The organism is Postechiella marina, assembly GCF_039538365.1.
Classification (GTDB): Bacteria; Bacteroidota; Bacteroidia; order Flavobacteriales; family Flavobacteriaceae; genus Postechiella; species Postechiella marina.
Genome location: NZ_BAABCA010000003.1, coordinates 39,951 through 61,743, shown reverse-complemented (window position 1 = coordinate 61,743; position 21,793 = coordinate 39,951). Strand labels below are relative to the sequence as shown.

Below are 21,793 nucleotides of genomic sequence, written 5' to 3'. Positions count from 1 at the left end.
AAAATCACTTATGCGATGAGAGTATTCAATATTGTTTTTACTTTGCTAGTAGCTACAGTTTTATTTAGTTGTAGTTCTAGCGACTCTGATAAAAAAGAGCAAATCGATAATTTAGAAGTGTCTACGCTACCTGAGTTTTCTGCAAGTGAAGAAACTAAAGCAATAACAGTAATTGCTAATTTATATTGGTATACAGAGAATAATACCGATTGGATAACTCTTACACCAACAAATGGTATTACTAGTGGCACTATTAATGTATCTGTTTTGGCCAATGTAAGTAATGCTAAGCGTACAGGTGTAATAACTGTTTTTGGAGGCGATATTTCAAAAAAAATTACTATTACTCAAGCAGCTCGAGTAGAAAATAATGGTAGTTTGGATGCTAATGCAACACCGTCTGATAACTTTGATTTAACCACTTGGAATTTGAGTATCCCAGAAGATAAAGGCAGTGGTACAGCAACCACAATTACTGTAAGTGAGATTAATTCTAATTATGAAAATAGTAAGTATTTTTATACTGCTACTGATGGTGGTATGGTGTTTAAATGTCCGGTAGAAGGTTTTAAAACCTCTGCTAATACAAGCTATACAAGAGTAGAACTTCGCGAAATGCTAAGGGGTACTAATACTAGCATTGATACAAAAGGTGTAAATAAAAATAATTGGGTTTTGGGAGCAGCATCAACTCAAGATAAGAATGCTGCTGCTGGATATGATGGCGAAATGAGTGCCACATTAGCTGTAAATTATGTAACAACTACAGGAAGTAGTAACCAAGTTGGTCGTGTTATTATTGGACAAATTCATGCTAATGATGATGAGCCTATTCGTTTATATTACAGAAAATTAAAAGATAATACTTTAGGGTCTATTTACTATGCTCACGAACCTACTGATGGTAATGGTGATGAACAATGGTATGACATGATTGGTTCTAGAAGTAGCAGTGCTGCTAACCCGACTGATGGGATTGCTCTCAACGAAAAATTTTCGTATAATATTAAGGTTATTGGTAATACTTTAACGGTTACTATTTCTAGAGAAGGCAAAGCAGATGTTATAAAAACGGTTGATATGACTAATAGTGGTTTTGATGTTAGCGGACAATATATGTATTTTAAAGCGGGTGTTTATAATCAAAATAATTCTGGTGATGCAGATGATTATGCTCAGGCGACATTTTATAAATTAAAGAAGTCGCATACAACTAATTAAAAATAATTTATAAAATATAAAAGCCACGTTTTTAATATAAACGTGGCTTTTACTGTTAATAAGAATTAACTTTAGTTAATTATAATTTTACGTGTAACTGTTTTGTTTTGTGAAGAGATTTGTATGATATAAATACCAGCAGTTAATCTCGTTACATTAATAGTTTTGTTGTTTGATGTTATGCCTTGTTGTATTTGTTTGCCTTGAATATTCCAAATTTTATATTTTGCAAAGCCACTAATATTACCAATTTTAAAAGTGTTTTTTATAGGGTTTGGGTATATTTTTATTGTTTTTTTGTTAAGCAGCTGCTGCTTATTCTCTTCTATAGATAGAGAAGCTAAGTTAATGATGGCTTTGTACCAACCGCTACCCCAACCGGCAGACCATAAGATGGTTGGGTCTATTGGGTCTGGTTTAATATCTACTATTCTATCTGGGTGTGCAAGTCCTTTATTTATTTTTGTCCATGTTGCACCAGCATCTACAGAAATGTAGGCGCCAGGATTTTTAAATGCATCTTGCATATTTGGTACTTGTGCAGGAACAGAGACAATAATAATGTTTGAATTTACAGGGGATACCTCGGTTTGCCATACGTAAGGAGCTTCAAAAATTCTAGTCCAACTTGTTCCGTTATTTTCACTTTTCCAAACACCACCAGCATTTAATCCTCCATTACGTGTACCTGCCGAAATAAACATGAAACCTGTATTTTTATCTATAAAGAAATTATTAACAGACGTGATTTCACTCGGAATACTAACTTGAGACCAATTTAAAGCTCCATCAGTTGATTTATATAGTCCACCACTTTGGTTAGTACTACTACGTTGATTCAATGAGGCGTATAAAATGTTCGGGTTGGTTGGATCCATTGTCAATCTACGTACACTGCCATTAGCAGGAAGTCCTGTATTACTTAATGACCAATTAAAGCCAGCATCAGAAGACTTATAGACACCAAAACCTCCTGTGGTTAAAATACTTTCATTTATAGTACCATTTACTTCAGCAACTGGTCCTCTGGTGGTGCAGAAATACATGTTATTAGGCGTGTTTGGGTCTATTAATAAAGAGTTTTGATTAGCCAAAGGCTCCCAAAGGTTGTTGCTTGCAGCAATTGGAGTAGAAATATTTTCCCATGTATTGCCACCATCTTGTGTACGTCTTAAGTTTCCTCGATGTGATTGTCTCCAACTAAGAAAATAAATGGTGTTAGGGTCGTTTGGATGCACAGCTACGGTTGATATAGAATGTGCACCATTAGGATGTACTTGACCTTCAATTTGTTGAACAGGAACTGCTTCTGGGTTGGGAAGGTTGCTAATGTCGTTTCTTGTTTGCCATAATCCATGTTCGCCCGAGCATAATAACTTTCTTCCAGGAATACCTGTTTCTGTAAGTATTTGTCTTCCTGGAAGGTTATTGTTACCTCTACCTATCCATATGTTACTTCCTGGAGAAGTTTCATCATCATCTATTTGACCCCAAGAGGTTCCGCCATCTGTAGAACGAAATAGTTGTTGGCCAAACCCTGCATAAAGGTCTCCGTTAGTATTTATTGCAAACATTCTTGCTCCCCTGCTACGTTCAGGTTGTGAATCTACATACTCTTGAACATGCGAAAATGTAGCATTGGGTTCTGTAGGATTGTTTCTTGATTGCCAATATGATTTGTCCGTTTCATTTATCCAATAAGTTCCATATCTAGAAACAGCTTTCCATGTTGAGCCTCCATCTACCGTTTTCCAAACATCTCCAGGACCAAAACTAAAAGTGTGTCGTTTATTTTGCATAACATAAACCTCATTTTTGTTATTAGGATTAACCACAATTCTGTTGAATGATGGTAAGGCAGAAGTAGGATAGGTGGTGTAAGTAGAAGTAGAATTATTTCTTGAAATACCTAACCAGTTTGCAACAGTTCTATGGTAATTATCTCTTGTGCTTGCATCTGTAATAGATTGCATGTTTATGGCTAAATTACCTGTTATACTTTCCCAAGTTACGCCTCCATCTGTACTTTTGAAGATACCGCCATTACTATCTATACTTGTACCGCTTGGAGAATAAAAAGTTTGGTCAATGGCATAAAGAATAAATTCATTGCTATTAGCGTCGTAGTAAGAGGTTAAATCTCTAGGATAATTATTGGGCAAACCTGTAGCGCTTGGAGACCATGTTTCTCCTAAGTCTGTACTTCTGTACATACCAAGGCTAGTTGCTATAATGATATTATTGGGGTTGCTTTTATCGAAAACTATACGACCAACATCTAAATCTGCTGAGATATTAATTGCTACTTTAGTCCAAGAGGCCCCTTTATTTGTTGTTTTCCAGATATGACCATAATCAGAGCGGGTTTGTTTAACACCACCAGGGTTAGCTGCAGTACGATGATTTGCTTTTACATTCCAAAAATCGCCAGCACCTAACAACCAAATATTATCATTAGTTGGATGTACGGCCATTTTGGAATGGCATTTACCAGCAACAAAAATACGTGACCATGTCCTTCCTCTATCTTTAGTTTCATAGACTTCTCCTGTAGCAGAATGTATACCAGTTTGGTTATTTGCAAAAGCCATACCATAATCTGGGTCTTGTAAAGAGAAGTTAATATCTATAACACGACGCATGTCATATCCCTTGCCATCATAATCTTTTAGAGTTTGCCATGATTGTCCATTATCCCATGAGCCAAATGAAGCATGCATGTCTGCACCACTGAATATTGTGTTTCCGTCTGTTGGATGGCACCAAAATTCTTCGCAATAACCAGATGTTCCGGGAGAAAAATTAATCCATTCTACACTTTGATTAGACGCAATACGTTCAGTCCTTATTTTATCGAAAAATGGTTTTTCGGGTATAGTTTCACTTAAAACAGCATATCCTTGGGTGTTGTCTATTTGCCACGTTTCTGAAAAATTAAATGTAGAATAGCTTCCTTCGTTTAATAATTGAGAGTTGTTTAGTCCAGTGGCTTCTGCATCGGTAGCACCTGTTGCAGTTGCATAATAAGAGTTTGTTGGGGGAATACCGTTTTTTTGAGCATTAGCAGGATCGTTTTGTATGGATACTATAGCGTTACCACCAGATATTGTACCGTAATATGCTACGCGATTTATGGTGTTTGCGCCTCGTGTAAGTCCTACAATGCCACCGCAACCGTAACTACCCGAAATTGTTGTAGTGCTGTAGCAGTCTTCTACTGTTCTTGTTGTTCCTGAAAATAAAACACCAACAATACCTCCTGTCCATCCTCCGCTAACAGTAAGAGAACCACCTTGAGAATAACAATTTGTTATAGATCCGCCACCTTCTAGTATACCAACAAAAGTACCAACTCGAGTCCAATTACTAAAAGAGCTTCCAGTATAATTACCGAAAACATTTATAATTCCTAAATAAGATATTGATCCGTTGGCGACGCCAAACATACCCGTTCCATCTAATTTATCGCTTGGAGCTGTAATTGTTAAATTAGAAATGGTGTGGTATTCGCCAAAAAAACTTCCACTAAAGCTATTGGCTCTATTTCCAATAGGCGTGAAAGTTTGCCCTATCATGTCTATATCTGCTATTAATTTAAAGTGTTTATTCCAGTCACTAGATGTGTTCGATAAATAGACTAATTGATTCGCTGTTTTTATTTGATATGGAGAAGTAGAAGTGCCATTACCTCCTTCGTATTGAGCGTAAGATTTAATATTACTAGTAATTGTTATGAGAACCAATAAAATTTTTAATACCTTCATTTTAGAGTTTGTTTAAAGATGGGCGTAAACACATCGTAGTTAGTCTGTTATAAAATTGTTTTTTTTAAACTACAAATATTTATTGTTTATCTTTTTTTTAAGAATACATATGAACCGAAGAGAATCACATATGAACATAATTTTATATATGAAACTAATTTGTTTTTCTAAAAGGGCTTTTATTTATATATTTTTAAAGCATTGGTGTAGCTGAAGAAGAGAACATTAAAACTTTTTTGTTAGATTAATTATCTAGTACACCTTAGTTAAAATGTTTCAATACTGCCCGATAAAAATGACTTATATGTTGTAGATGTGGAGTTGCCTAAAGTATTAGTTGTCTTTTATGGTAAAACTATTGATTTTAAACAGGAAATGCGGGGTTCTGCAGAAATTATTACCGAAGATTTACGTTTAATAGAGCGCTTTTTCTATCAGTTTAAAGAAGCTTTAAGGCGGTAAGATAATATACTTAGATAGGTAGTTATTGTTTTTTTAAGGCTTGTTTTTCTCTGTTAGGCATTTTAGTAGATTAGAAAAAATTTACTAATCATAAAATTTCTCTAAAATAACTATATTTACCACATGTTATCTAAAAAAACCAAATACGGCTTAAAAGCATTAACTTATATTGCAAGGAGTGAGAGTGAATCGCCTGTTCAAGTAGGTGAGATTGCTAAGAGTGAAAAAATTCCTCAAAAATTTTTAGAGAGTATATTACTTACTTTAAGAAAGTCTGGCTTTTTGGGCTCGAAAAAAGGTAAGAATGGTGGCTACTATTTAATAAAAGAAACATCTGAAATAAAAATGGCAGATGTTTTACGTGTGCTAGAAGGGCCAATTGCTATGGTGCCATGTGTAAGTCTTAATTTTTACGAAAAATGTGACGATTGCCAAGACGAACACGAGTGCAGTGTACATAAGCTTATGATTCAAGTAAGGGATAACACGCTAAAAGTACTAAGAGATAATACTTTAATGGACTTAGCGGGTAAGTAATTTATTAAAAACAGGTCTATTTAATTTTAAATTCTTTCAAAATAGATAGATTAAATCAAGTTTTTTTCTCAAAATTCATTCATTTCATCTAAAAAAATGTTAATACTGTTTGTGATACGATAAAAAGTATTACATTTGTAATTCCTAGTAAGTTGATAGGATTAATATAATACTAAGACAAATGATAGCACAGATGTTAACAAAAGATAAAGAAAAGGCTACATACAAAGAAGATAGTGCTAATGAAAAGCCATTAAGAAGTGTTGTAAAATCTCTTAGTTGGAGAACTATAGGAACTTTGGATACGATTTTAATTTCTTTTTTAGTTACAGGAAAGTTAGATTTAGCATTTTCAATAGGTGGAATAGAGTTGGTAACCAAAATGGTGTTATACTTTTTTCATGAACGTATTTGGAATTCAATTAAATGGGGTAAATAAATATAGATTAATATGTTTACAGATAGTCAAATAGAAGAATTAAACAAAAGCTTTGAAAAAGCTTCCCCTTCTGAAATTATTCAGAAGGCTTTTGAGCTTAATAGTAAAGCGGTTGTTACAACTAATTTTAGACCATACGAAGCAGCTATTTTGCATGCTGTTAGTAAAATTGAAGCAAAAATCCCTGTAGTTTGGTGCGATACAGGATATAATACACCGCAAACATATAAGCATGCAGAGCAAGTTATTAAAGATTTAAACCTTAATGTGTCTTTATATGTGCCAAAGCAAACATCGTCTCATAGAGATGTAGTTATGGGAATTCCTAGTATAGATGCTCCCGAGCATGCCTTGTTTACAGAGCAAGTAAAGTTAGAGCCATTTAAAAGAGCTATGGACGAGCATAAGCCTAACGTATGGTTTACTAACCTACGCCAAGGACAAACAGCTTTTAGAAATAGTATTGGTATTTTTAGTTTAAGTAAGGACGGTGTTTTAAAAGTGAGTCCGTTTTATTTTTGGGACGATAAAAAATTAGATGGGTATTTGGAAGAAAATAATTTACCAAACGAATTTAAATATTTCGACCCAACAAAAGCATTAGAAAACAGAGAGTGTGGTTTACACGCATAGAAATTACACAAAATAGTTATAAAGAAAATATTCCGCGAAAGCGAAATAACATATAAGATTATGAATAAAGATACATCACATATTAATTCACTAGAAAACGAAGCAATTTACATTATTAGAGAAGTTGCAGCGCAGTTTGAAAAACCTGTGTTATTATTTTCTGGAGGTAAAGACTCTATTACTTTGGTAAGATTAGCGGTAAAAGCATTTTACCCAGCTAAAGTACCTTTTCCATTAATGCATATAGATACAGGGCATAACTTTCCTGAAACTATCGAGTTTAGAGATCGTTTATGTAAAGAATTAGGCTTAGAACTTATAGTTAGAAATGTGCAAGACTCTATCGATCAAGGAAAAGTAAAAGAAGAGTCTGGTCGTTATGCAAGTAGAAATATGTTGCAAACAACAACCTTGCTTGATGCTTTAGAAGAGTTTAAGTTTGATGCTGCTATTGGTGGTGCAAGACGTGATGAAGAAAAAGCAAGAGCAAAAGAACGTATTTTTTCTGTACGTGACGATTTTGGACAATGGGATGAGAAAAACCAACGTCCAGAGTTATTCGATATGTTAAATGGAGATATTGAGCACGGACAAAACGTACGTGTGTTTCCTATTTCTAACTGGACAGAATTAGATGTGTGGTCTTATATAGAACAAGAAAATATTGAAATTCCATCAATTTATTTTGCTCACAAACGTAAAGTATTCTTAAGAGATGGCATGATTTGGTCTGCTGAAGATGACGTTGTTTACAGAGATGAAAACGAGGAAGTATTAGAAAAAATGGTTCGTTTTAGAACGGTTGGAGATATGAGTTGTACTGCAGCAGTATATTCAGACGCGGTTTCTATTTCTAAAGTAGTAGAAGAAATTAGAGACTCTACTATTTCTGAGCGTGGTGCAAGAATCGATGATAAACGATCTGAAGGTGCTATGGAAAAACGTAAACAACAAGGGTATTTCTAGAATATCGATTTTGTTTTTTCCGTGAAAACGGAAATCTTTTAAAATGAATACAAATTAGGCTATTAGCCAACATTATATTAAAAATGGAAGTATTAAAAATTGCAACAGCAGGAAGTGTAGATGACGGTAAAAGTACTTTAATCGGTCGCATCCTTTACGATACAAAATCTTTAACTTCAGATAAGTTAAAAGCTATTGAAGACAAAAGTGAACAATTAGGTTATGATTACTTAGATTTCTCTTTAGCAACAGATGGCTTAATGGCCGAAAGAGAGCAAGGAATCACCATAGATGTGGCTCACATATATTTTTCAACTAAAAAGAAAAGTTACATTATTGCAGATACTCCAGGCCACGTGGAATATACACGTAACATGGTTACAGGAGCATCTACATCGCAAGCATCTATTATTTTAATCGATGCCAGAAAAGGTGTTATTGAGCAAACTAACCGTCACTTTTTTATCAATAACTTATTACGTATTAAAGATGTAGTTGTTGCTATTAATAAAATGGATTTAGTTGATTATTCAGAAGAGACTTACAATAAAATTAAGGCTGATTTTTCTGAATTAATGAGTAAAAGAGATTACCAAGATCAAAAAATAACATTTATTCCTGTAAGTGCTTTACAAGGTGATAATGTTGTTAATAAATCTGATAAAATGCCTTGGTATACAGGAGAAGCTTTATTAGATCACTTAGAAGGTTTAGATAAATCTGATATTTATAACACAGGTACGCCACGTTTTCCAGTACAATATGTAATTCGTCCTAAAACTGAAGATTTTCACGATTTTAGAGGCTATGCAGGTAAAGTTTACGGAGGTAATTTAAGTGTTGGAGACGATATTATAGTTTTACCATCTAAAACAAGATCTAAAATAAAAGATATCTATTTCTACGACGAGAAGTACGAAACAGCTTCTAGACGTTCGTCTGTAACCATTACTTTAGAAAACGATATTAATGTGTCTCGTGGCGATATGATTGTTAAAGAAAACGATTTGCCAACTATAGACAAACAATTTACAGCGAATGTATGTTGGATGGATTCCGAAAACTTAACCGTTGGAGGTAAATATGTGGTACAACATGGTGTTAATAAAGTATTAGCAAAAGTTGATAGAATAAATCATAAAATTAATCCTGATTATTCAGGAATAGACAAAGAGGCAACGTCATTAGGTGTTAATGATATAGCATCGGTTTCGTTTAAATTAAACAAACCTATTTTTTACGATCAATTTAAAAACCATAGAACAAACGGTTCATTTATTTTAATCGACCCACAATCAAATAATACGGTTGGCGCTGGATTTATTCAGTAAAAACAAAAAAATATTTTTCTAACAGAAAAAGTCAGGTATAGCATGCAAAGTTTTGAAACAGAAATAGAGAATCCAATTGTACAAAAGGACATTATAGAATTAGCTAAAAAAATAGAGCTATTTCATAATGGTAAAATTGATGAAGAAAAATTTAGAAGTCTTCGTTTAGCACGTGGTGTTTACGGACAGCGTCAAGAAGGTGTCCAAATGATTCGTATTAAGGTACCTTACGGAAAGCTAAAAAGTAATCAATTACGTAGAATTGCAGCAGTGTCAGACGAGTATTCTCGTGGTCGTTTGCACATCACAACGCGTCAAGATATTCAAATTCACTACGTCGATTTAAACAGAACTCCAGAACTTTGGGCTGAGTTAGAAAAAGATGAGGTTACCGTTCGTGAAGCGTGTGGAAATGTAGTAAGAAACGTAACAGCTTCCGAAACTGCAGGTATCGATGTTAAAGAACCTTTTGATGTGTCGCCTTACGCTGATGCCTTATATAAATTCTTTTTGCGTAACCCAATTTGTCAAGAAATGGGACGTAAATTTAAAGTGTCTTTCTCTTCAACTGATGAAGATACTGGATTATCGTATTTACATGATATAGGATATATCGCTAAAGAAAAAGATGGTGTTCGCGGATTTAAAGTGATGGTTGCTGGCGGATTAGGTTCTCAACCTCGTCATGCCGATGTACTTTACGATTTTATTGAAACTGATAAAATTATTCCTTTAATGGAAGGTGTCTTGAGAGTTTTTGATCGTTATGGTGAGCGTAAAAGTAGAGCCAAAGCGAGAATGAAATTCTTAGTAAAAGATATTGGTTTAGAGGCTTTTAAAGAATTAATAGCTGAAGAGCAAAAAGCTATTGAGTTTAAAACGGTAGCTATTGATGCTGATGCTTATGTGGCTTCAAAAGCTGTTTCAGTTAAAGCGCCGCAGGTTGAAATTAAAGATCAAGAAGCTTTCAATTTATGGAAGTCAACAAATCTTATTCCTCAAAAACAGGAAGGTTTTGTTGCTATTGGAGTTAAAGTTTTATTAGGAGATTTTTACACAGATAAAGCACGTTTATTAGCTAATTTAGTTGATGAATTTGCAGCTGGTGAAGTACGTTTAACATTACGTCAAAATATTGTTATTCCTTTTGTAAAGGAAGATTTAGTACCGTATTTCTATCAAGAACTTGAAAAATTAGGTTTTGTAGAGGCGGGTTATAATAAGGCAGTAGATATTACAGCATGTCCAGGAACAGATACTTGTAACTTAGGTATAGCAAGTAGTACAGGTATTGCAGTAGAGTTAGAGCGCATGCTTAAAGCAGAATACCCACAATATTTAAAAAACCAAGATTTGGTTATTAAAATTAGTGGTTGTATGAATGCTTGCGGGCAACACAATATGGCAAATATTGGTTTCCAAGGGATGACAGTACGTACACCAGAAAAATTAGTAGCGCCTGCGCTACAAGTTTTATTAGGAGGAGGAAATAAAGGCGATGGTAATGCAACTTTTGCAGATAAGGTTGTAAAAGTACCAAGTAGAAGAGGGCCTGAAGCGTTACGTAGAATTTTAAACGATTTTGAAGCGAATGCTAACGGAAAAGAGTTTGCCGATTATTATCAAGAAAAAGGAGAAAAGTATTTCTATAATATTTTGAACGATTTGCAAGATATTACTAATTTAACTCAAGAAGATTTTATTGATTGGGGAGAAAATGAGAAATACGTAAAAGAGATAGGAATAGGAGAATGTGCAGGTGTTGTTATTGATTTAATTGCTACATTGTTCTTTGAAAGTGAAGAAAAAATTGATGATGCTAAGGCATCTTTTGAAAACGAGGTTTACTCTGGCGCTATATATTTAGCGTATCAATCTTTAGTAAATTCGGCGAAAGCATTATTGTTAGCTGAAAATAAAAAGACAAATACTCATGCAGGAATTATTAAGCAATTTGATGAGTTTTTTGTTGAAAGCGGAAAGATTGAGTTAGGAGCTTCTTTTTCAGATTTAATTTATCAAATTAATAAAAATGCACCAACTAAAGATTTTGCATTAAACTATATTTCTAGTGCAGATAAGTTTTTAGCAGCTGTAAGAGCTTTTAGAGAAGCAGAACAAGCTAAAGCACAAGCGAATTAAAGAAAGCATGAGCATAATCATTCCAAAATTAACCGTTGTAGGAGCGGGTCCAGGAGACGAAGATTTAATTACCCTTAAAGCAATTAAGGCTATAGAGTCTGCAAATGTTATTCTGTACGATGCACTTATTAACGAGGCTTTGCTTAAATATGCTTCTGATGATGCAGAACTTATTTTTGTAGGCAAACGCAAGGGATGTTATGCGTTTCAACAAGAACAAATAAACGACCTTATTGTTGCAAAAGCCAAAGAGAAAGGACATGTGGTGAGGTTAAAAGGAGGAGATCCTTTTATTTTTGGGCGCGGAGCAGAAGAGATTGATTATGTGCGTGAGTTTGGTTTAGAAACTTATATGGTTCCGGGTATTTCATCGTCTATGGCTGTGCCAGCTTATCAAGGTATTCCTGTAACAAAACGAGGTGCTTCAGAGAGCTTTTGGGTTATTACAGGAACAACAAAAAAACATCAATTGTCTGGCGATGTTTCTTTAGCAGCAAAATCTACAGCTACGGTTGTTATTTTAATGGGAATGAGTAAGCTAGGAGAAATTGTAAAGATTTTTTCGGCCGAAAATAAGCAAGACATGTCTGTGGCTATCATTCAAAATGGCACAAGAGACAACGAAAATGTTGGCATTGGTACCATTGGTACCATAGAGCAAATTGTTGCAGAAAAGCAATTAGCTAATCCTGCAATAATAATTATTGGAGATGTAGTGAAAGAAAGAGCGGTTTTAAGTACTATATGTAAAGAAGTAGCAAGAGGTTAGTTTTATGGAAAGAAATAATTTGTACCCAATTTTTCTAAAAGTAAAAAACTTAAATGTGCTTATTGTTGGAGGTGGTAATGTAGCAGAAGAGAAGTTAACGTTTCTTTTAAAATCTAGTCCAGATGCTTGTGTAACCATGGTTTCTCCAATGTTTCGCAAAGCAACCAAGAATTTAGCTAAAAAGGGAAATGTTACTCTTATTGAGAAAAAATATAAAAAGAAATATTTAAAGGGAAAACACATCGTTGTAGCAACAACAGATGTGCCTAGAGTAAATGTAAAGGTTTATAAACATTGTCGTAAACAAAGTATTTTAGTAAATGTTGCCGATAATCCGCCGTATTGCGATTTTTATATGGGTGGTATTGTTACAAAAGGTAATGTTAAAGTGGCAATTTCGACTAACGGAAAATCTCCAACAACAGCAAAACGTTTGCGTCAGTTTTTTGAAGATGTTATTCCAGAAAATGTGGACGATTTAGTTAAAAATTTAAATGTTTACAGAAAAACAATAAAAGGTGATTTTGAAGAAAAAGTTGAAAAACTAAACGAATTTACCAAAGGATTAATTGAAAAATAGAGTAATACAATATTAAAGCATATTAATAATGATTAAAACAGATATAATAATAATTGGCGCGGGGCCAACAGGATTGTTCACAGTATTCGAAGCTGGATTATTAAAACTTAAATGTCATTTAATTGATGCGTTGCCACAACCTGGTGGACAATGTTCGGAGTTATACCCAAAAAAGCCAATTTATGATATTCCTGGTTTTCCAGAGATTTTGGCTGGAGATTTAACAAAAAACTTGCTTGAGCAAGGTAAGCAGTTTGAGCCAGGCTTTACATTAGGTGAGCGTGCAGAAACTGTTGAAAAACAAGAAGACGGAACATTTATTGTAACAACAAACAAAGGGACACAACACCAAGCGCCAGTAGTGGCTATTGCTAGTGGTTTAGGTAGTTTTGAACCAAGAAAACCACAGCTTGAAAACCTTGTTAATTATGAAGATAAAGGTGTAGAGTATATGATTAAAGAGCCAGAAATGTACCGCGATAAAAATGTGGTAATTGCTGGTGGAGGAGATTCTGCTTTAGATTGGAGTATCTTTTTGGCAGATGTAGCAAAAAGTGTAACACTTGTACACCGACGTAATGAGTTTAGAGGACATTTAGATTCTGTAGAAAAAGTAGGTGAGTTAAAAAGAGCAGGGAAAATTAACTTAATTACGCCAGCTGAAATAACAAATATTATAGGTGATGGTAAAGTTGAAGCGATTGAAATTACTAAGAAAGATGAAGAACCGTTTACTTTAGAAACCGATCACTTTATTCCTTTATTTGGCTTATCTCCAAAATTAGGGCCAATTGCTAATTGGGGATTAGAGATTGAAAAAAATGCTATAAAAGTTAATAATGCTTTAGATTATCAAACAAATGTTCCTGGAATATTTGCTATTGGAGATGGTAACTTTTATCCTGGAAAATTAAAATTAATTCTTTGTGGATTTCACGAAGCTACAATTATGTGTCAAGCGGCATATAAAATTATTAACCCAGGTAAAAAATTCGTTTTAAAATATACAACCGTTTCTGGTGTTGATGGTTTTGACGGGTCTAGAAAAGAAGCGCCTAAGGCAGTTGTACAAGCTATTAAGTAAAGTTTTAAATGGCTCTTTTACTTAGCGGTTTAAAAGGGCTTTGGCAGGTAATGCATTAGGGATTGATGCGGCATCCTTTTTTGTTTTTCTCAAAAAAGATATAGCGGAAAGCCCGACCTGAAAGGGAATGCCAAAAGCGATATAATTAAATATAATATAATCCTGCAAGGTTTTTAATCTTGTAGGATTTAGTGTTTAATAAAAGTGGTAATTAGATGGATAAGTTATATTTTTATGAGCTAAAAAAGGTATTGTAAAAACAGCTAGAATTGTTTTAAGTAATGTATAGGCATGACTTAAGACAACTGAAAATAATATATAAATACGCATGAAAAGTTATAATGTTTGTTTAAAAGATACGGTTAAAACGTTTACTAAAAGATTGTTTTATTCTTTGTTTGATTGTGAGCAAGAAGAGGCTCATGGTGAGTATTTAGAGAAAACGTTTCTTAAAATTTTATCGAAGTTAGAGATTGAAAATGGTGCAAGCCTTTGGGGTACTTTTAAGGCAGAATTACCAAATATTAGAAGACAATTAGATTTAGACGCTATTGCTTTTGAAAGTAACGACCCTGCTTCGCATTGCTTAGAGGAAATTTATATGGCCTATCCTGGGTTTCATGCTATTTCTATTTATAGGCTAAGTCATGCTCTTTATAAATTAAATATTTATATATTACCTAGAATGATGAGCGAGTATATTCATGGTATTACGGGTATAGATATTCATCCAGGGGCTACTATTGGCGAGTCTTTTTATATAGATCATGGTACTGGAATTGTTATTGGAGAAACATCTGTTATAGGAAAAGATGTTAAAATATATCAAGGTGTAACCTTGGGTGGTATTTCGGTTTCTAAAAGTTTAGCATCGACTAAACGACATCCAACTATTGATGATAATGTGTGTATTTATGCCAACGCTACTATTTTAGGAGGCGATATTGTTATTGGAAAAAACAGTATTATTGGAGCTAATGTATGGATTACGCAGTCGGTTCCAGAAAATTCCTTAGTAACCTACCAAACAGAAATAAAAATTAGACCAAAGAAAAATGGCATACGGTAAAACAATTTTAGATGAGATAGGAAATACGCCACTTATAGAAGTAACGCGTATTTTGAAAAATAAAAATGTACGTTTATTTTTAAAACTTGAAGGTAATAACCCTGGCGGAAGTGTAAAAGATCGTGCTGCTTTTAATATGATTAACGAAGCCTTAAAGCGAGGAGATGTTAAGAAAGGTGGTACTTTGGTTGAAGCAACTAGTGGTAATACAGGTATTGCTTTAGCATTTATTTCGCAATTATTAGGATTGAATATGGTAATAATTATGCCAGAGAATTCTACAGAAGAACGTGTAAAAACCATGCGCGCTTATGGTGCAGAGGTTATTTTAACACCAGCTGATATTGGTATTGAGGGGTCGCGAGATTTAGCTTATAAATTAAGAGACGAAAAAGGTTATACGCTTTTAAATCAGTTTGAAAACGACGATAACTGGAAAGCGCATTACAAAACTACTGGTCCAGAGGTTTGGAAAGATACCGAAGGAGAGGTTACTCATTTTGTATCGGCAATGGGAACAACAGGAACAATAATGGGTACTTCTACTTTTTTAAAAGAAAAAAACACAGATATTACCATTGTAGGCGCACAACCTGCAGATGGAGCAAGAATACCGGGTATTAGAAAATGGTCGCCAGATTATGTTCCAAAATTTTTCGATCGATCTAAGGTAGATGTAGTTATAGATGTTAGTGAAGCAGATGCTAAATTAGCTACACAGCGTTTAGCTAAAGAAGAAGGTGTTTTTTCTGGAATGAGCAGTGGTGGTTCTGTATATTGTGCATTACAAATAGCAGAATCTTTAGAAAGTGGTGTTGTTGTAGCCATTATTTGCGATCGAGGCGATAGGTATTTATCGTCATCATTATTTGAGTAATATATCTTATACAAGGCTTTTAAGACTTTGTAGTAGGTAATAATATTAAGTTGTAGGGCAAAAAAGACCTTATTGGATAAGGAAAACAAAAATATAGTTAGTATTTTTGTAGTCGAGTTCATAAATGTACTAGTGTTATCAAGAAAGGTAGAGGGAATAGACCCAGTGAAACCTTGGCAACCCTTTAGCTTTAAAGAAGGTGCTACGTTCTACTAATTAGTTTTACTAATTATGCAGATAACGAAAAGTAAATCTTAACTTTTCTTGATGACATCATAAATTAGACGCCTAGCTTTTAAAGCTTGGTAGGTCTGGGAATATAAAAATAAATAGATTTTAACAGGAACCTGTTATAAGTTTATGCTTTAAGGCTCTTAAAGCCTTGTAGGTATTAAAGTAAGGATAACAATGTCAAAAATACAAGAAGCATTAAAAGATCGAATTTTAGTTTTAGATGGAGCCATGGGTACCATGCTACAAGCTTATAAATTCACAGAAGAAGATTTTAGAGGGGAGCGCTTTAAAGATTACCCAACACCATTGCAGGGCAATAACGATTTGTTATCTATTACCCAGCCAGAAGCTATAAAAACTATTCATGGTAAATACTTTGCAGCTGGAGCAGATATTATAGAAACCAATACGTTTTCTGGAACTACAATTGCCATGGCAGATTACCAAATGGAAGATTTGGTTTACGAATTAAATTATGAGTCGGCTAAAATAGCCAAAGAAGTAGCCGATGAGTTTACAGCAAAAGAACCACACAAACCTCGTTTTGTTGCGGGTTCTATTGGGCCAACAAACCGAACAGCAAGTATGTCGCCAGATGTAAACGATCCTGGCTATAGAGCGGTTACTTTCGATGAGTTACGTATAGCTTATAAACAACAAGTTGAGGCCTTAGTAGATGGTGGTGTAGATATTTTACTGGTTGAAACCGTTTTTGATACATTAAATGCAAAAGCAGCATTATTTGCTATTGAACAAGTAAAAGAAGAACGCAATATAGAATTGCTAACCATGTTAAGCGGAACTATTACAGATGCTTCTGGAAGAACATTGTCTGGACAAACTGCGGAGGCTTTTTTAATCTCAGTATCGCACATTCCGTTATTATCAGTTGGATTTAATTGTGCTTTAGGAGCCAATTTATTACAACCGCATCTAGAGGCTATTGCTAATAAAACAGATTTTGCAATTTCTGCGCATCCCAATGCAGGTTTGCCAAATGCTTTTGGAGAATACGATGAAACTCCAGAAGAAATGGGCGAGCAAATAGAAGAATATTTAAAAAGAGATTTAATAAATATTATTGGAGGCTGTTGTGGTACATCACCAGAACATATTCGTGTTATTGCAGATATTGCAGCTAAGTATAAACCGAGGTTGGTTGAGAGTTATTAGTTGTGTGCTGCATAACAATTTAAGATAGTAAAATAATTTAAATTAAGAGCAAGTTTAATAACGATTAACCAATTATGAGAAACTAGAAAATGATTTTAGAAGTGGCCATATTAAATGTAAAGGAAGGTCTTTCAGCAGAATTTGAAACGAGTTTTAAAAAAGCTGAAGGTATTATTTCTTTAATGAAAGGTTACGTTTCTCACAGCTTAAAAAAATGTGTTGAGCAAGAAGATAAATATATATTGTTAGTAAACTGGGAAACCATTGAAGACCATGAAATAGGTTTTAGAAAATCTGATGCGTACCAAGAATGGAAAGCTTTACTGCACCATTTTTATGATCCGTTTCCTGTAGTTGAGCATTATAAATAATATTTTAGAGACCTGTCAGGTTTTTAAAACATGACAAGTCTAAGAGCGAAAAAAATGAAAATAAAACAAAGTAAATACATGAAATTGTCTGGTTTAGAACCTTTAATTCTAAACGAAAACAGTAATTTCATAAACATTGGAGAGCGTACTAACGTTGCCGGTTCTAGAAAATTTCTTCGATTAATTAAAGAAGAAAAATTCGATGAAGCTCTAGATATTGCACGTCATCAAGTAGATGGTGGAGCACAAATTGTCGATATTAATATGGATGACGGACTTTTAGACGGTAAAGAATCTATGGTTCGTTTTTTAAACTTAATCGCTGCAGAGCCAGATATTTGTCGTGTACCCATGATGATTGATAGCTCTAAATGGGAAATCATTGAGGCAGGACTTCAAGTAGTACAAGGGAAATGCGTTGTAAACTCTATTTCGCTTAAAGAGGGCGAAGAGAAGTTTATTTGGGAAGCAAAACAAATAAAAAAATACGGTGCAGCAGTAATTGTTATGGCTTTTGATGAAGTTGGACAAGCCGATAATTACGAGCGTAGAATTGAAATTGCACAACGTTCTTACGATGTGTTGGTTAATAAAGTAGGGTTTCCATCAGAAGACATTATTTTCGATTTAAACATATTTCCGGTAGCAACAGGAATGGATGAGCATAGAAAAAATGCTATCGATTTTATTGAGGCTACAAAATGGGTTAGAGAAAACCTGGAGAATGTTAGTGTTAGTGGTGGTGTAAGTAATGTGTCGTTTTCTTTTAGAGGAAATAATGCTGTGCGCGAAGCGATGCACTCGGTATTTTTATATTATGCCATTCAAAACGGAATGAATATGGGAATTGTAAATCCTGCCATGTTGGAGGTTTACGATGATATTCCAAAAGACTTATTAGAACACGTTGAAGACGTTATTTTAGATAGACGCGATGATGCTACGGAACGTTTATTAGACTTTGCAGAAACTGTTAAAGGTTCTAAAAAAGAAAAAACAGTCGATTTATCGTGGCGTGAAAACCCATTACAAGATAGAATTACCCACGCTTTGGTAAAAGGTTTAGATGCTTTTATTATTGAAGACGTAGAGGAAGCAAGACAACAAGCCGAAAAACCTATTGAAGTTATTGAAGGTAACTTAATGATTGGGATGAATGTGGTTGGAGATTTGTTTGGCGAAGGAAAAATGTTTTTACCACAAGTAGTTAAATCTGCTCGTGTTATGAAAAAAGCTGTGGCTTACCTAAATCCTTTTATTGAAGCCGAAAAGGGCGAAGAACAAAAAGCTTTAGGTAAAGTATTGATGGCGACTGTAAAAGGCGATGTACACGATATTGGTAAAAATATAGTAAGCGTAGTTTTAGGTTGTAATAATTACGAAATAGTCGATCTAGGAGTAATGGTACCGCCAGAAAAAATTATTGAAGCTGCTAAAAGAGAAAATGTAGATGCCATTGGTTTGTCTGGTTTAATTACCCCATCGTTAGACGAAATGGTGTATTTAGCTAAAGAAATGGAACGCGAGAATATGAATATTCCGCTGTTAATTGGTGGTGCAACAACATCAAAAGCACATACAGCTGTAAAGATTGATACACAATATAAAAATGCGGTAGTTCACGTAAATGATGCCTCAAGAGCGGTTACCGTTGTTGGAGATTTATTAAACGAGAAAACGTCGCATGAGTATGTGGCCAAAATGAAACAAGATTACGATGAGTTTCGAGAAAAGTTTTTAAAACGCGGGAAACAAAAATCGTATATCTCGATTGAAGAAGCGCGCAAAAGAAAATATAAAATAGATTGGGAAACATCTGAAATTAAGAAACCTAACGAGTTGGGGGTGCAGATGCTAAAACAATTAAGTTTAAAGGAGTTAGAACCTTTTATAGATTGGAGTCCGTTTTTTAGAAGTTGGGATTTACACGGTAAGTTTCCAGATATTTTAACCGATGAGGTTGTTGGAGAACAGGCAACAACCATGTACGAAGAGGCTCAGGTTATGATTAAAGAAATTATAGCCAAACAACTTTTAAAACCTAAAGCTGTTTTTGGTTTGTTTGAAGCCAATACTATAAATGAAGATGATATTTCTGTGCAGAAAAAAGGCGAAGAAATAGCTGTGTTTAGAACGCTGCGTCAGCAATTAAAGAAAAGAGAAGGTGTGCCTAACCATGCTTTAGCCGATTTTATTGCGCCTAAAGATTCTGGGAGAACCGATTATATGGGGGCTTTTTGTGTGGCTATTTTTGGAGCACAAGAATTGGCAGAAAGTTATAAAGCAAAAGATGACGATTATAACGCTATTATGGCGCAAGCTATTGCAGATCGTTTTGCTGAAGCTTTCGCGGAATATTTACACAAGCAAGTAAGAACTAAACATTGGGGTTATGCAAGTGATGAAACGTTAACTAACGATGAGTTAATTAAAGAAACTTATAAAGGTATTCGTCCAGCACCAGGTTATCCTGCATGTCCAGATCATTTAGAAAAGGAAACGATTTGGGAATTGCTTGAAGTTGAAAAAATAATTGGAGTAACGCTAACCGAAAGTTTAGCCATGTGGCCTGCAGCAGCTGTATCGGGTTACTATTTTGGAAACCCAGAAGCGAAGTATTTTGGTTTAGGTAAAATTACAGACGATCAAGTTACAGATTACTCTAAAAGAAAAGGAATTACTAAGGATGTAGCTAGAAAATGGTTGCACCCAACATTGGCAGATCAATAGATATGAAATTTATAGAACTAACATTAGGAAGTTGCATGATTTCGCATGGGTATGATGCTGATAATAAAGAGGTGTTAGAGCATGTAACGGTAAAAGGTTTTTCGAAAAAAATAGTGTCGGTTTCTAGGATTAAATCGGTAAGCGAAAAATATATTTTAACAGACTATTTAGATGGACGTTGGATATATTGGGAGTATAAAGAGGATTTTGATACAGTGAAAAAAACATTGGTTTAGCCTCTGCGTTAGGGATTGATGCGACATCCTTTTTTGTTTTTCTCAAAAAAGATATAGCGGAAAGCCCGACCTTGAGCACTCCTGCAAGGTTTTTTAAACCTTGTAGGTATTAGCGAAGGGTAACGCCAAAAAAGCATTAAAATATAGATATTAACATTAATAATATTCCTGTTAGTGCAGGAAAAGGGAATGAAAGTAACAGACCACATTAAAAATGCCAACGGAAAAACTTTGTTTTCGTTTGAAGTTATACCACCAAAAAAAGGTAAAAATATTCAAGATTTATACAATAATATAGATCCGTTAATGGAGTTTAAACCTCCGTTTATTGATGTGACAACCTCGCGCGAAGAGTATGTTTACATTGATAAAGGTAACGGACTTTTAGATAAGCGTATTACCCGTATGCGTCCTGGTACGGTTGGTATTTGTGCGTCTATTATGCATAAGTATAATGTAGATGCTATTCCGCATTTATTATGTGGTGGTTTTACTAAAGAAGAAACAGAATATGTGCTAGTAGATTGTCATTATTTAGGTTTGGATAATGTGATGGCTTTACGTGGCGACTCGATGAAAGACGAGCCTTACTTTAAACCTGTAAAAGGAGGTAATGCTTTTGCTAGCGATTTGGTATCGCAAATTTCTAATTTAAATAAAGGGCAATATTTACATGATGATGTGGATGTTGAACAAAATGCTAATTTTTGTATTGGTGTTGCTGGTTACCCCGAGAAACACATGGAAGCACCTTCTTTAATAACAGACTTAAAGCGCTTAAAAGCTAAGGTTGATGCTGGTGCAGATTATGTGGTTACGCAAATGTTTTTTGATAATAACAAATATTTTGAGTTTGTAGATAAAGCAAGAGAGGTTGGTATTAATGTGCCTATTATTCCGGGAATTAAGCCTATTGCTGTTAAACGCCATTTACAAATTTTACCGCAGGTTTTTAAAATTGATTTACCTCAAGATTTAATTGAAGCTGTAGAAGATTGTAAGGATAATAAGGCTGTAAGGCAAGTTGGTATTGAGTTTGCTATACAGCAGTCTAAAGAATTAAGAGAAGCAGGAGTGCCTGTTTTACACTATTACTCTATGGGTAAAAGTGATAATGTGCAAGCTATTGCTAAAGCGTTATTTTAATTATAATTACGTTGTAATTGTGGTTTTAG

The 21,793-nt window shown here is 34.4% G+C and carries 19 protein-coding genes and 1 riboswitch; of the genes, 18 read left to right on the top strand and 1 reads right to left on the bottom strand.

Annotation, left to right across the window (positions count from 1 at the left end):
- Positions 1 to 15 precede the first annotated feature (15 nt).
- Positions 16 to 1,221, top strand: coding sequence for a polysaccharide lyase family 7 protein (locus tag ABD715_RS06945; protein ID WP_344787411.1), 1,206 nt, complete (start codon positions 16 to 18; stop codon positions 1,219 to 1,221).
- 71 nt (positions 1,222 to 1,292) lie between these two features.
- Here ABD715_RS06945 and ABD715_RS06940 read toward each other — a convergent pair whose 3' ends face one another.
- Positions 1,293 to 4,985 (bottom strand): T9SS type A sorting domain-containing protein, encoded by a 3,693-nt coding sequence (locus ABD715_RS06940; protein ID WP_344787410.1) that lies wholly within the window; start codon positions 4,983 to 4,985, stop codon positions 1,293 to 1,295.
- Between the two features lie 315 nt (positions 4,986 to 5,300).
- On the opposite strand from ABD715_RS06940, the gene ABD715_RS06935 reads away from it, so the two are divergent.
- From ABD715_RS06935 to metF, 17 genes are all read left to right on the top strand, one after another.
- Positions 5,301 to 5,447 (top strand): hypothetical protein, encoded by a 147-nt coding sequence (locus ABD715_RS06935; RefSeq protein ID WP_344787409.1) that lies wholly within the window; start codon positions 5,301 to 5,303, stop codon positions 5,445 to 5,447.
- 123 nt (positions 5,448 to 5,570) lie between these two features.
- A complete protein-coding gene (locus tag ABD715_RS06930) occupies positions 5,571 to 5,984 on the top strand; it encodes an RrF2 family transcriptional regulator (protein ID WP_344787408.1) in 414 nt (137 codons plus the stop codon).
- A 181-nt stretch (positions 5,985 to 6,165) separates the two neighbouring features.
- Complete coding sequence (locus ABD715_RS06925; RefSeq protein WP_344787407.1) at positions 6,166 to 6,423, top strand: DUF2061 domain-containing protein; 258 nt, start codon at positions 6,166 to 6,168, stop codon at positions 6,421 to 6,423.
- A 12-nt stretch (positions 6,424 to 6,435) separates the two neighbouring features.
- Positions 6,436 to 7,056 carry a phosphoadenosine phosphosulfate reductase domain-containing protein gene (locus tag ABD715_RS06920; RefSeq protein ID WP_344787406.1) on the top strand — a complete coding sequence of 207 codons (621 nt, stop codon included), beginning with the start codon at positions 6,436 to 6,438 and terminating at the stop codon, positions 7,054 to 7,056.
- 60 nt (positions 7,057 to 7,116) lie between these two features.
- Positions 7,117 to 8,022, top strand: coding sequence for a sulfate adenylyltransferase subunit CysD (gene cysD, locus ABD715_RS06915; protein ID WP_344787405.1), 906 nt, complete (start codon positions 7,117 to 7,119; stop codon positions 8,020 to 8,022).
- Positions 8,023 to 8,105: 83 nt separating this feature from the next.
- Positions 8,106 to 9,353 carry a sulfate adenylyltransferase subunit 1 gene (locus ABD715_RS06910; protein ID WP_344787404.1) on the top strand — a complete coding sequence of 416 codons (1,248 nt, stop codon included), beginning with the start codon at positions 8,106 to 8,108 and terminating at the stop codon, positions 9,351 to 9,353.
- 42 nt (positions 9,354 to 9,395) lie between these two features.
- On the top strand, positions 9,396 to 11,495 hold the full coding sequence (locus ABD715_RS06905) for a HEPN domain-containing protein (protein ID WP_344787403.1): 2,100 nt from the start codon (positions 9,396 to 9,398) through the stop codon (positions 11,493 to 11,495).
- A gap of 7 nt (positions 11,496 to 11,502) precedes the next feature.
- On the top strand, positions 11,503 to 12,264 hold the full coding sequence (gene cobA / locus ABD715_RS06900; protein ID WP_344787401.1) for a uroporphyrinogen-III C-methyltransferase: 762 nt from the start codon (positions 11,503 to 11,505) through the stop codon (positions 12,262 to 12,264).
- A gap of 4 nt (positions 12,265 to 12,268) precedes the next feature.
- Entirely contained in the window at positions 12,269 to 12,844 is a 576-nt protein-coding gene (locus ABD715_RS06895) for a precorrin-2 dehydrogenase/sirohydrochlorin ferrochelatase family protein (protein ID WP_344787400.1), read from the top strand.
- Between the two features lie 28 nt (positions 12,845 to 12,872).
- Positions 12,873 to 13,928, top strand: coding sequence for an NAD(P)/FAD-dependent oxidoreductase (locus ABD715_RS06890; protein WP_344787399.1), 1,056 nt, complete (start codon positions 12,873 to 12,875; stop codon positions 13,926 to 13,928).
- Between the two features lie 328 nt (positions 13,929 to 14,256).
- On the top strand, positions 14,257 to 14,997 hold the full coding sequence (gene epsC, locus ABD715_RS06885) for a serine O-acetyltransferase EpsC (protein WP_344787398.1): 741 nt from the start codon (positions 14,257 to 14,259) through the stop codon (positions 14,995 to 14,997).
- Entirely contained in the window at positions 14,984 to 15,874 is an 891-nt protein-coding gene (cysM, locus tag ABD715_RS06880) for a cysteine synthase CysM (RefSeq protein ID WP_344787397.1), read from the top strand. The genes epsC and cysM overlap by 14 nt, the downstream gene beginning before the upstream one ends.
- Positions 15,875 to 16,006: 132 nt before the next feature.
- A riboswitch (SAM riboswitch) is annotated at positions 16,007 to 16,118 on the top strand.
- A gap of 164 nt (positions 16,119 to 16,282) precedes the next feature.
- Positions 16,283 to 17,281 carry a homocysteine S-methyltransferase family protein gene (locus ABD715_RS06875; RefSeq protein ID WP_344787396.1) on the top strand — a complete coding sequence of 333 codons (999 nt, stop codon included), beginning with the start codon at positions 16,283 to 16,285 and terminating at the stop codon, positions 17,279 to 17,281.
- An 89-nt stretch (positions 17,282 to 17,370) separates the two neighbouring features.
- Positions 17,371 to 17,652: an antibiotic biosynthesis monooxygenase family protein gene (locus tag ABD715_RS06870; RefSeq protein ID WP_344787395.1), complete on the top strand. Its 282-nt coding sequence runs from the start codon at positions 17,371 to 17,373 to the stop codon at positions 17,650 to 17,652.
- Between the two features lie 54 nt (positions 17,653 to 17,706).
- Entirely contained in the window at positions 17,707 to 20,382 is a 2,676-nt protein-coding gene (gene metH, locus ABD715_RS06865) for a methionine synthase (protein ID WP_344787394.1), read from the top strand.
- Between the two features lie 2 nt (positions 20,383 to 20,384).
- On the top strand, positions 20,385 to 20,618 hold the full coding sequence (locus ABD715_RS06860) for a hypothetical protein (RefSeq protein ID WP_344787393.1): 234 nt from the start codon (positions 20,385 to 20,387) through the stop codon (positions 20,616 to 20,618).
- A 189-nt stretch (positions 20,619 to 20,807) separates the two neighbouring features.
- Complete coding sequence (metF, locus tag ABD715_RS06855) at positions 20,808 to 21,764, top strand: methylenetetrahydrofolate reductase [NAD(P)H] (protein ID WP_344787392.1); 957 nt, start codon at positions 20,808 to 20,810, stop codon at positions 21,762 to 21,764.
- The last annotated feature ends 29 nt before the right edge of the window (positions 21,765 to 21,793 follow it).

What these genes read in the sequence shown, in the direction of transcription:
- ABD715_RS06905 (WP_344787403.1), top strand. Translation starts at nt 9,396, where the DNA reads ATGCAAAGTTTTGAAACAGAAATAGAGAATCCAATTGTACAAAAGGAC.
- metF (WP_344787392.1), top strand. Translation starts at nt 20,808, where the DNA reads ATGAAAGTAACAGACCACATTAAAAATGCCAACGGAAAAACTTTGTTT.
- ABD715_RS06925 (WP_344787407.1), top strand. Translation starts at nt 6,166, where the DNA reads ATGATAGCACAGATGTTAACAAAAGATAAAGAAAAGGCTACATACAAA.
- ABD715_RS06875 (WP_344787396.1), top strand. Translation starts at nt 16,283, where the DNA reads ATGTCAAAAATACAAGAAGCATTAAAAGATCGAATTTTAGTTTTAGAT.
- cysD (WP_344787405.1), top strand. Translation starts at nt 7,117, where the DNA reads ATGAATAAAGATACATCACATATTAATTCACTAGAAAACGAAGCAATT.
- ABD715_RS06910 (WP_344787404.1), top strand. Translation starts at nt 8,106, where the DNA reads ATGGAAGTATTAAAAATTGCAACAGCAGGAAGTGTAGATGACGGTAAA.
- metH (WP_344787394.1), top strand. Translation starts at nt 17,707, where the DNA reads ATGAAAATAAAACAAAGTAAATACATGAAATTGTCTGGTTTAGAACCT.
- ABD715_RS06890 (WP_344787399.1), top strand. Translation starts at nt 12,873, where the DNA reads ATGATTAAAACAGATATAATAATAATTGGCGCGGGGCCAACAGGATTG.
- cobA (WP_344787401.1), top strand. Translation starts at nt 11,503, where the DNA reads ATGAGCATAATCATTCCAAAATTAACCGTTGTAGGAGCGGGTCCAGGA.
- epsC (WP_344787398.1), top strand. Translation starts at nt 14,257, where the DNA reads ATGAAAAGTTATAATGTTTGTTTAAAAGATACGGTTAAAACGTTTACT.
- cysM (WP_344787397.1), top strand. Translation starts at nt 14,984, where the DNA reads ATGGCATACGGTAAAACAATTTTAGATGAGATAGGAAATACGCCACTT.
- ABD715_RS06860 (WP_344787393.1), top strand. Translation starts at nt 20,385, where the DNA reads ATGAAATTTATAGAACTAACATTAGGAAGTTGCATGATTTCGCATGGG.
- ABD715_RS06945 (WP_344787411.1), top strand. Translation starts at nt 16, where the DNA reads ATGAGAGTATTCAATATTGTTTTTACTTTGCTAGTAGCTACAGTTTTA.
- ABD715_RS06870 (WP_344787395.1), top strand. Translation starts at nt 17,371, where the DNA reads ATGATTTTAGAAGTGGCCATATTAAATGTAAAGGAAGGTCTTTCAGCA.
- ABD715_RS06920 (WP_344787406.1), top strand. Translation starts at nt 6,436, where the DNA reads ATGTTTACAGATAGTCAAATAGAAGAATTAAACAAAAGCTTTGAAAAA.
- ABD715_RS06895 (WP_344787400.1), top strand. Translation starts at nt 12,269, where the DNA reads ATGGAAAGAAATAATTTGTACCCAATTTTTCTAAAAGTAAAAAACTTA.
- ABD715_RS06940 (WP_344787410.1), bottom strand. Translation starts at nt 4,985, where the DNA reads ATGAAGGTATTAAAAATTTTATTGGTTCTCATAACAATTACTAGTAAT.
- ABD715_RS06930 (WP_344787408.1), top strand. Translation starts at nt 5,571, where the DNA reads ATGTTATCTAAAAAAACCAAATACGGCTTAAAAGCATTAACTTATATT.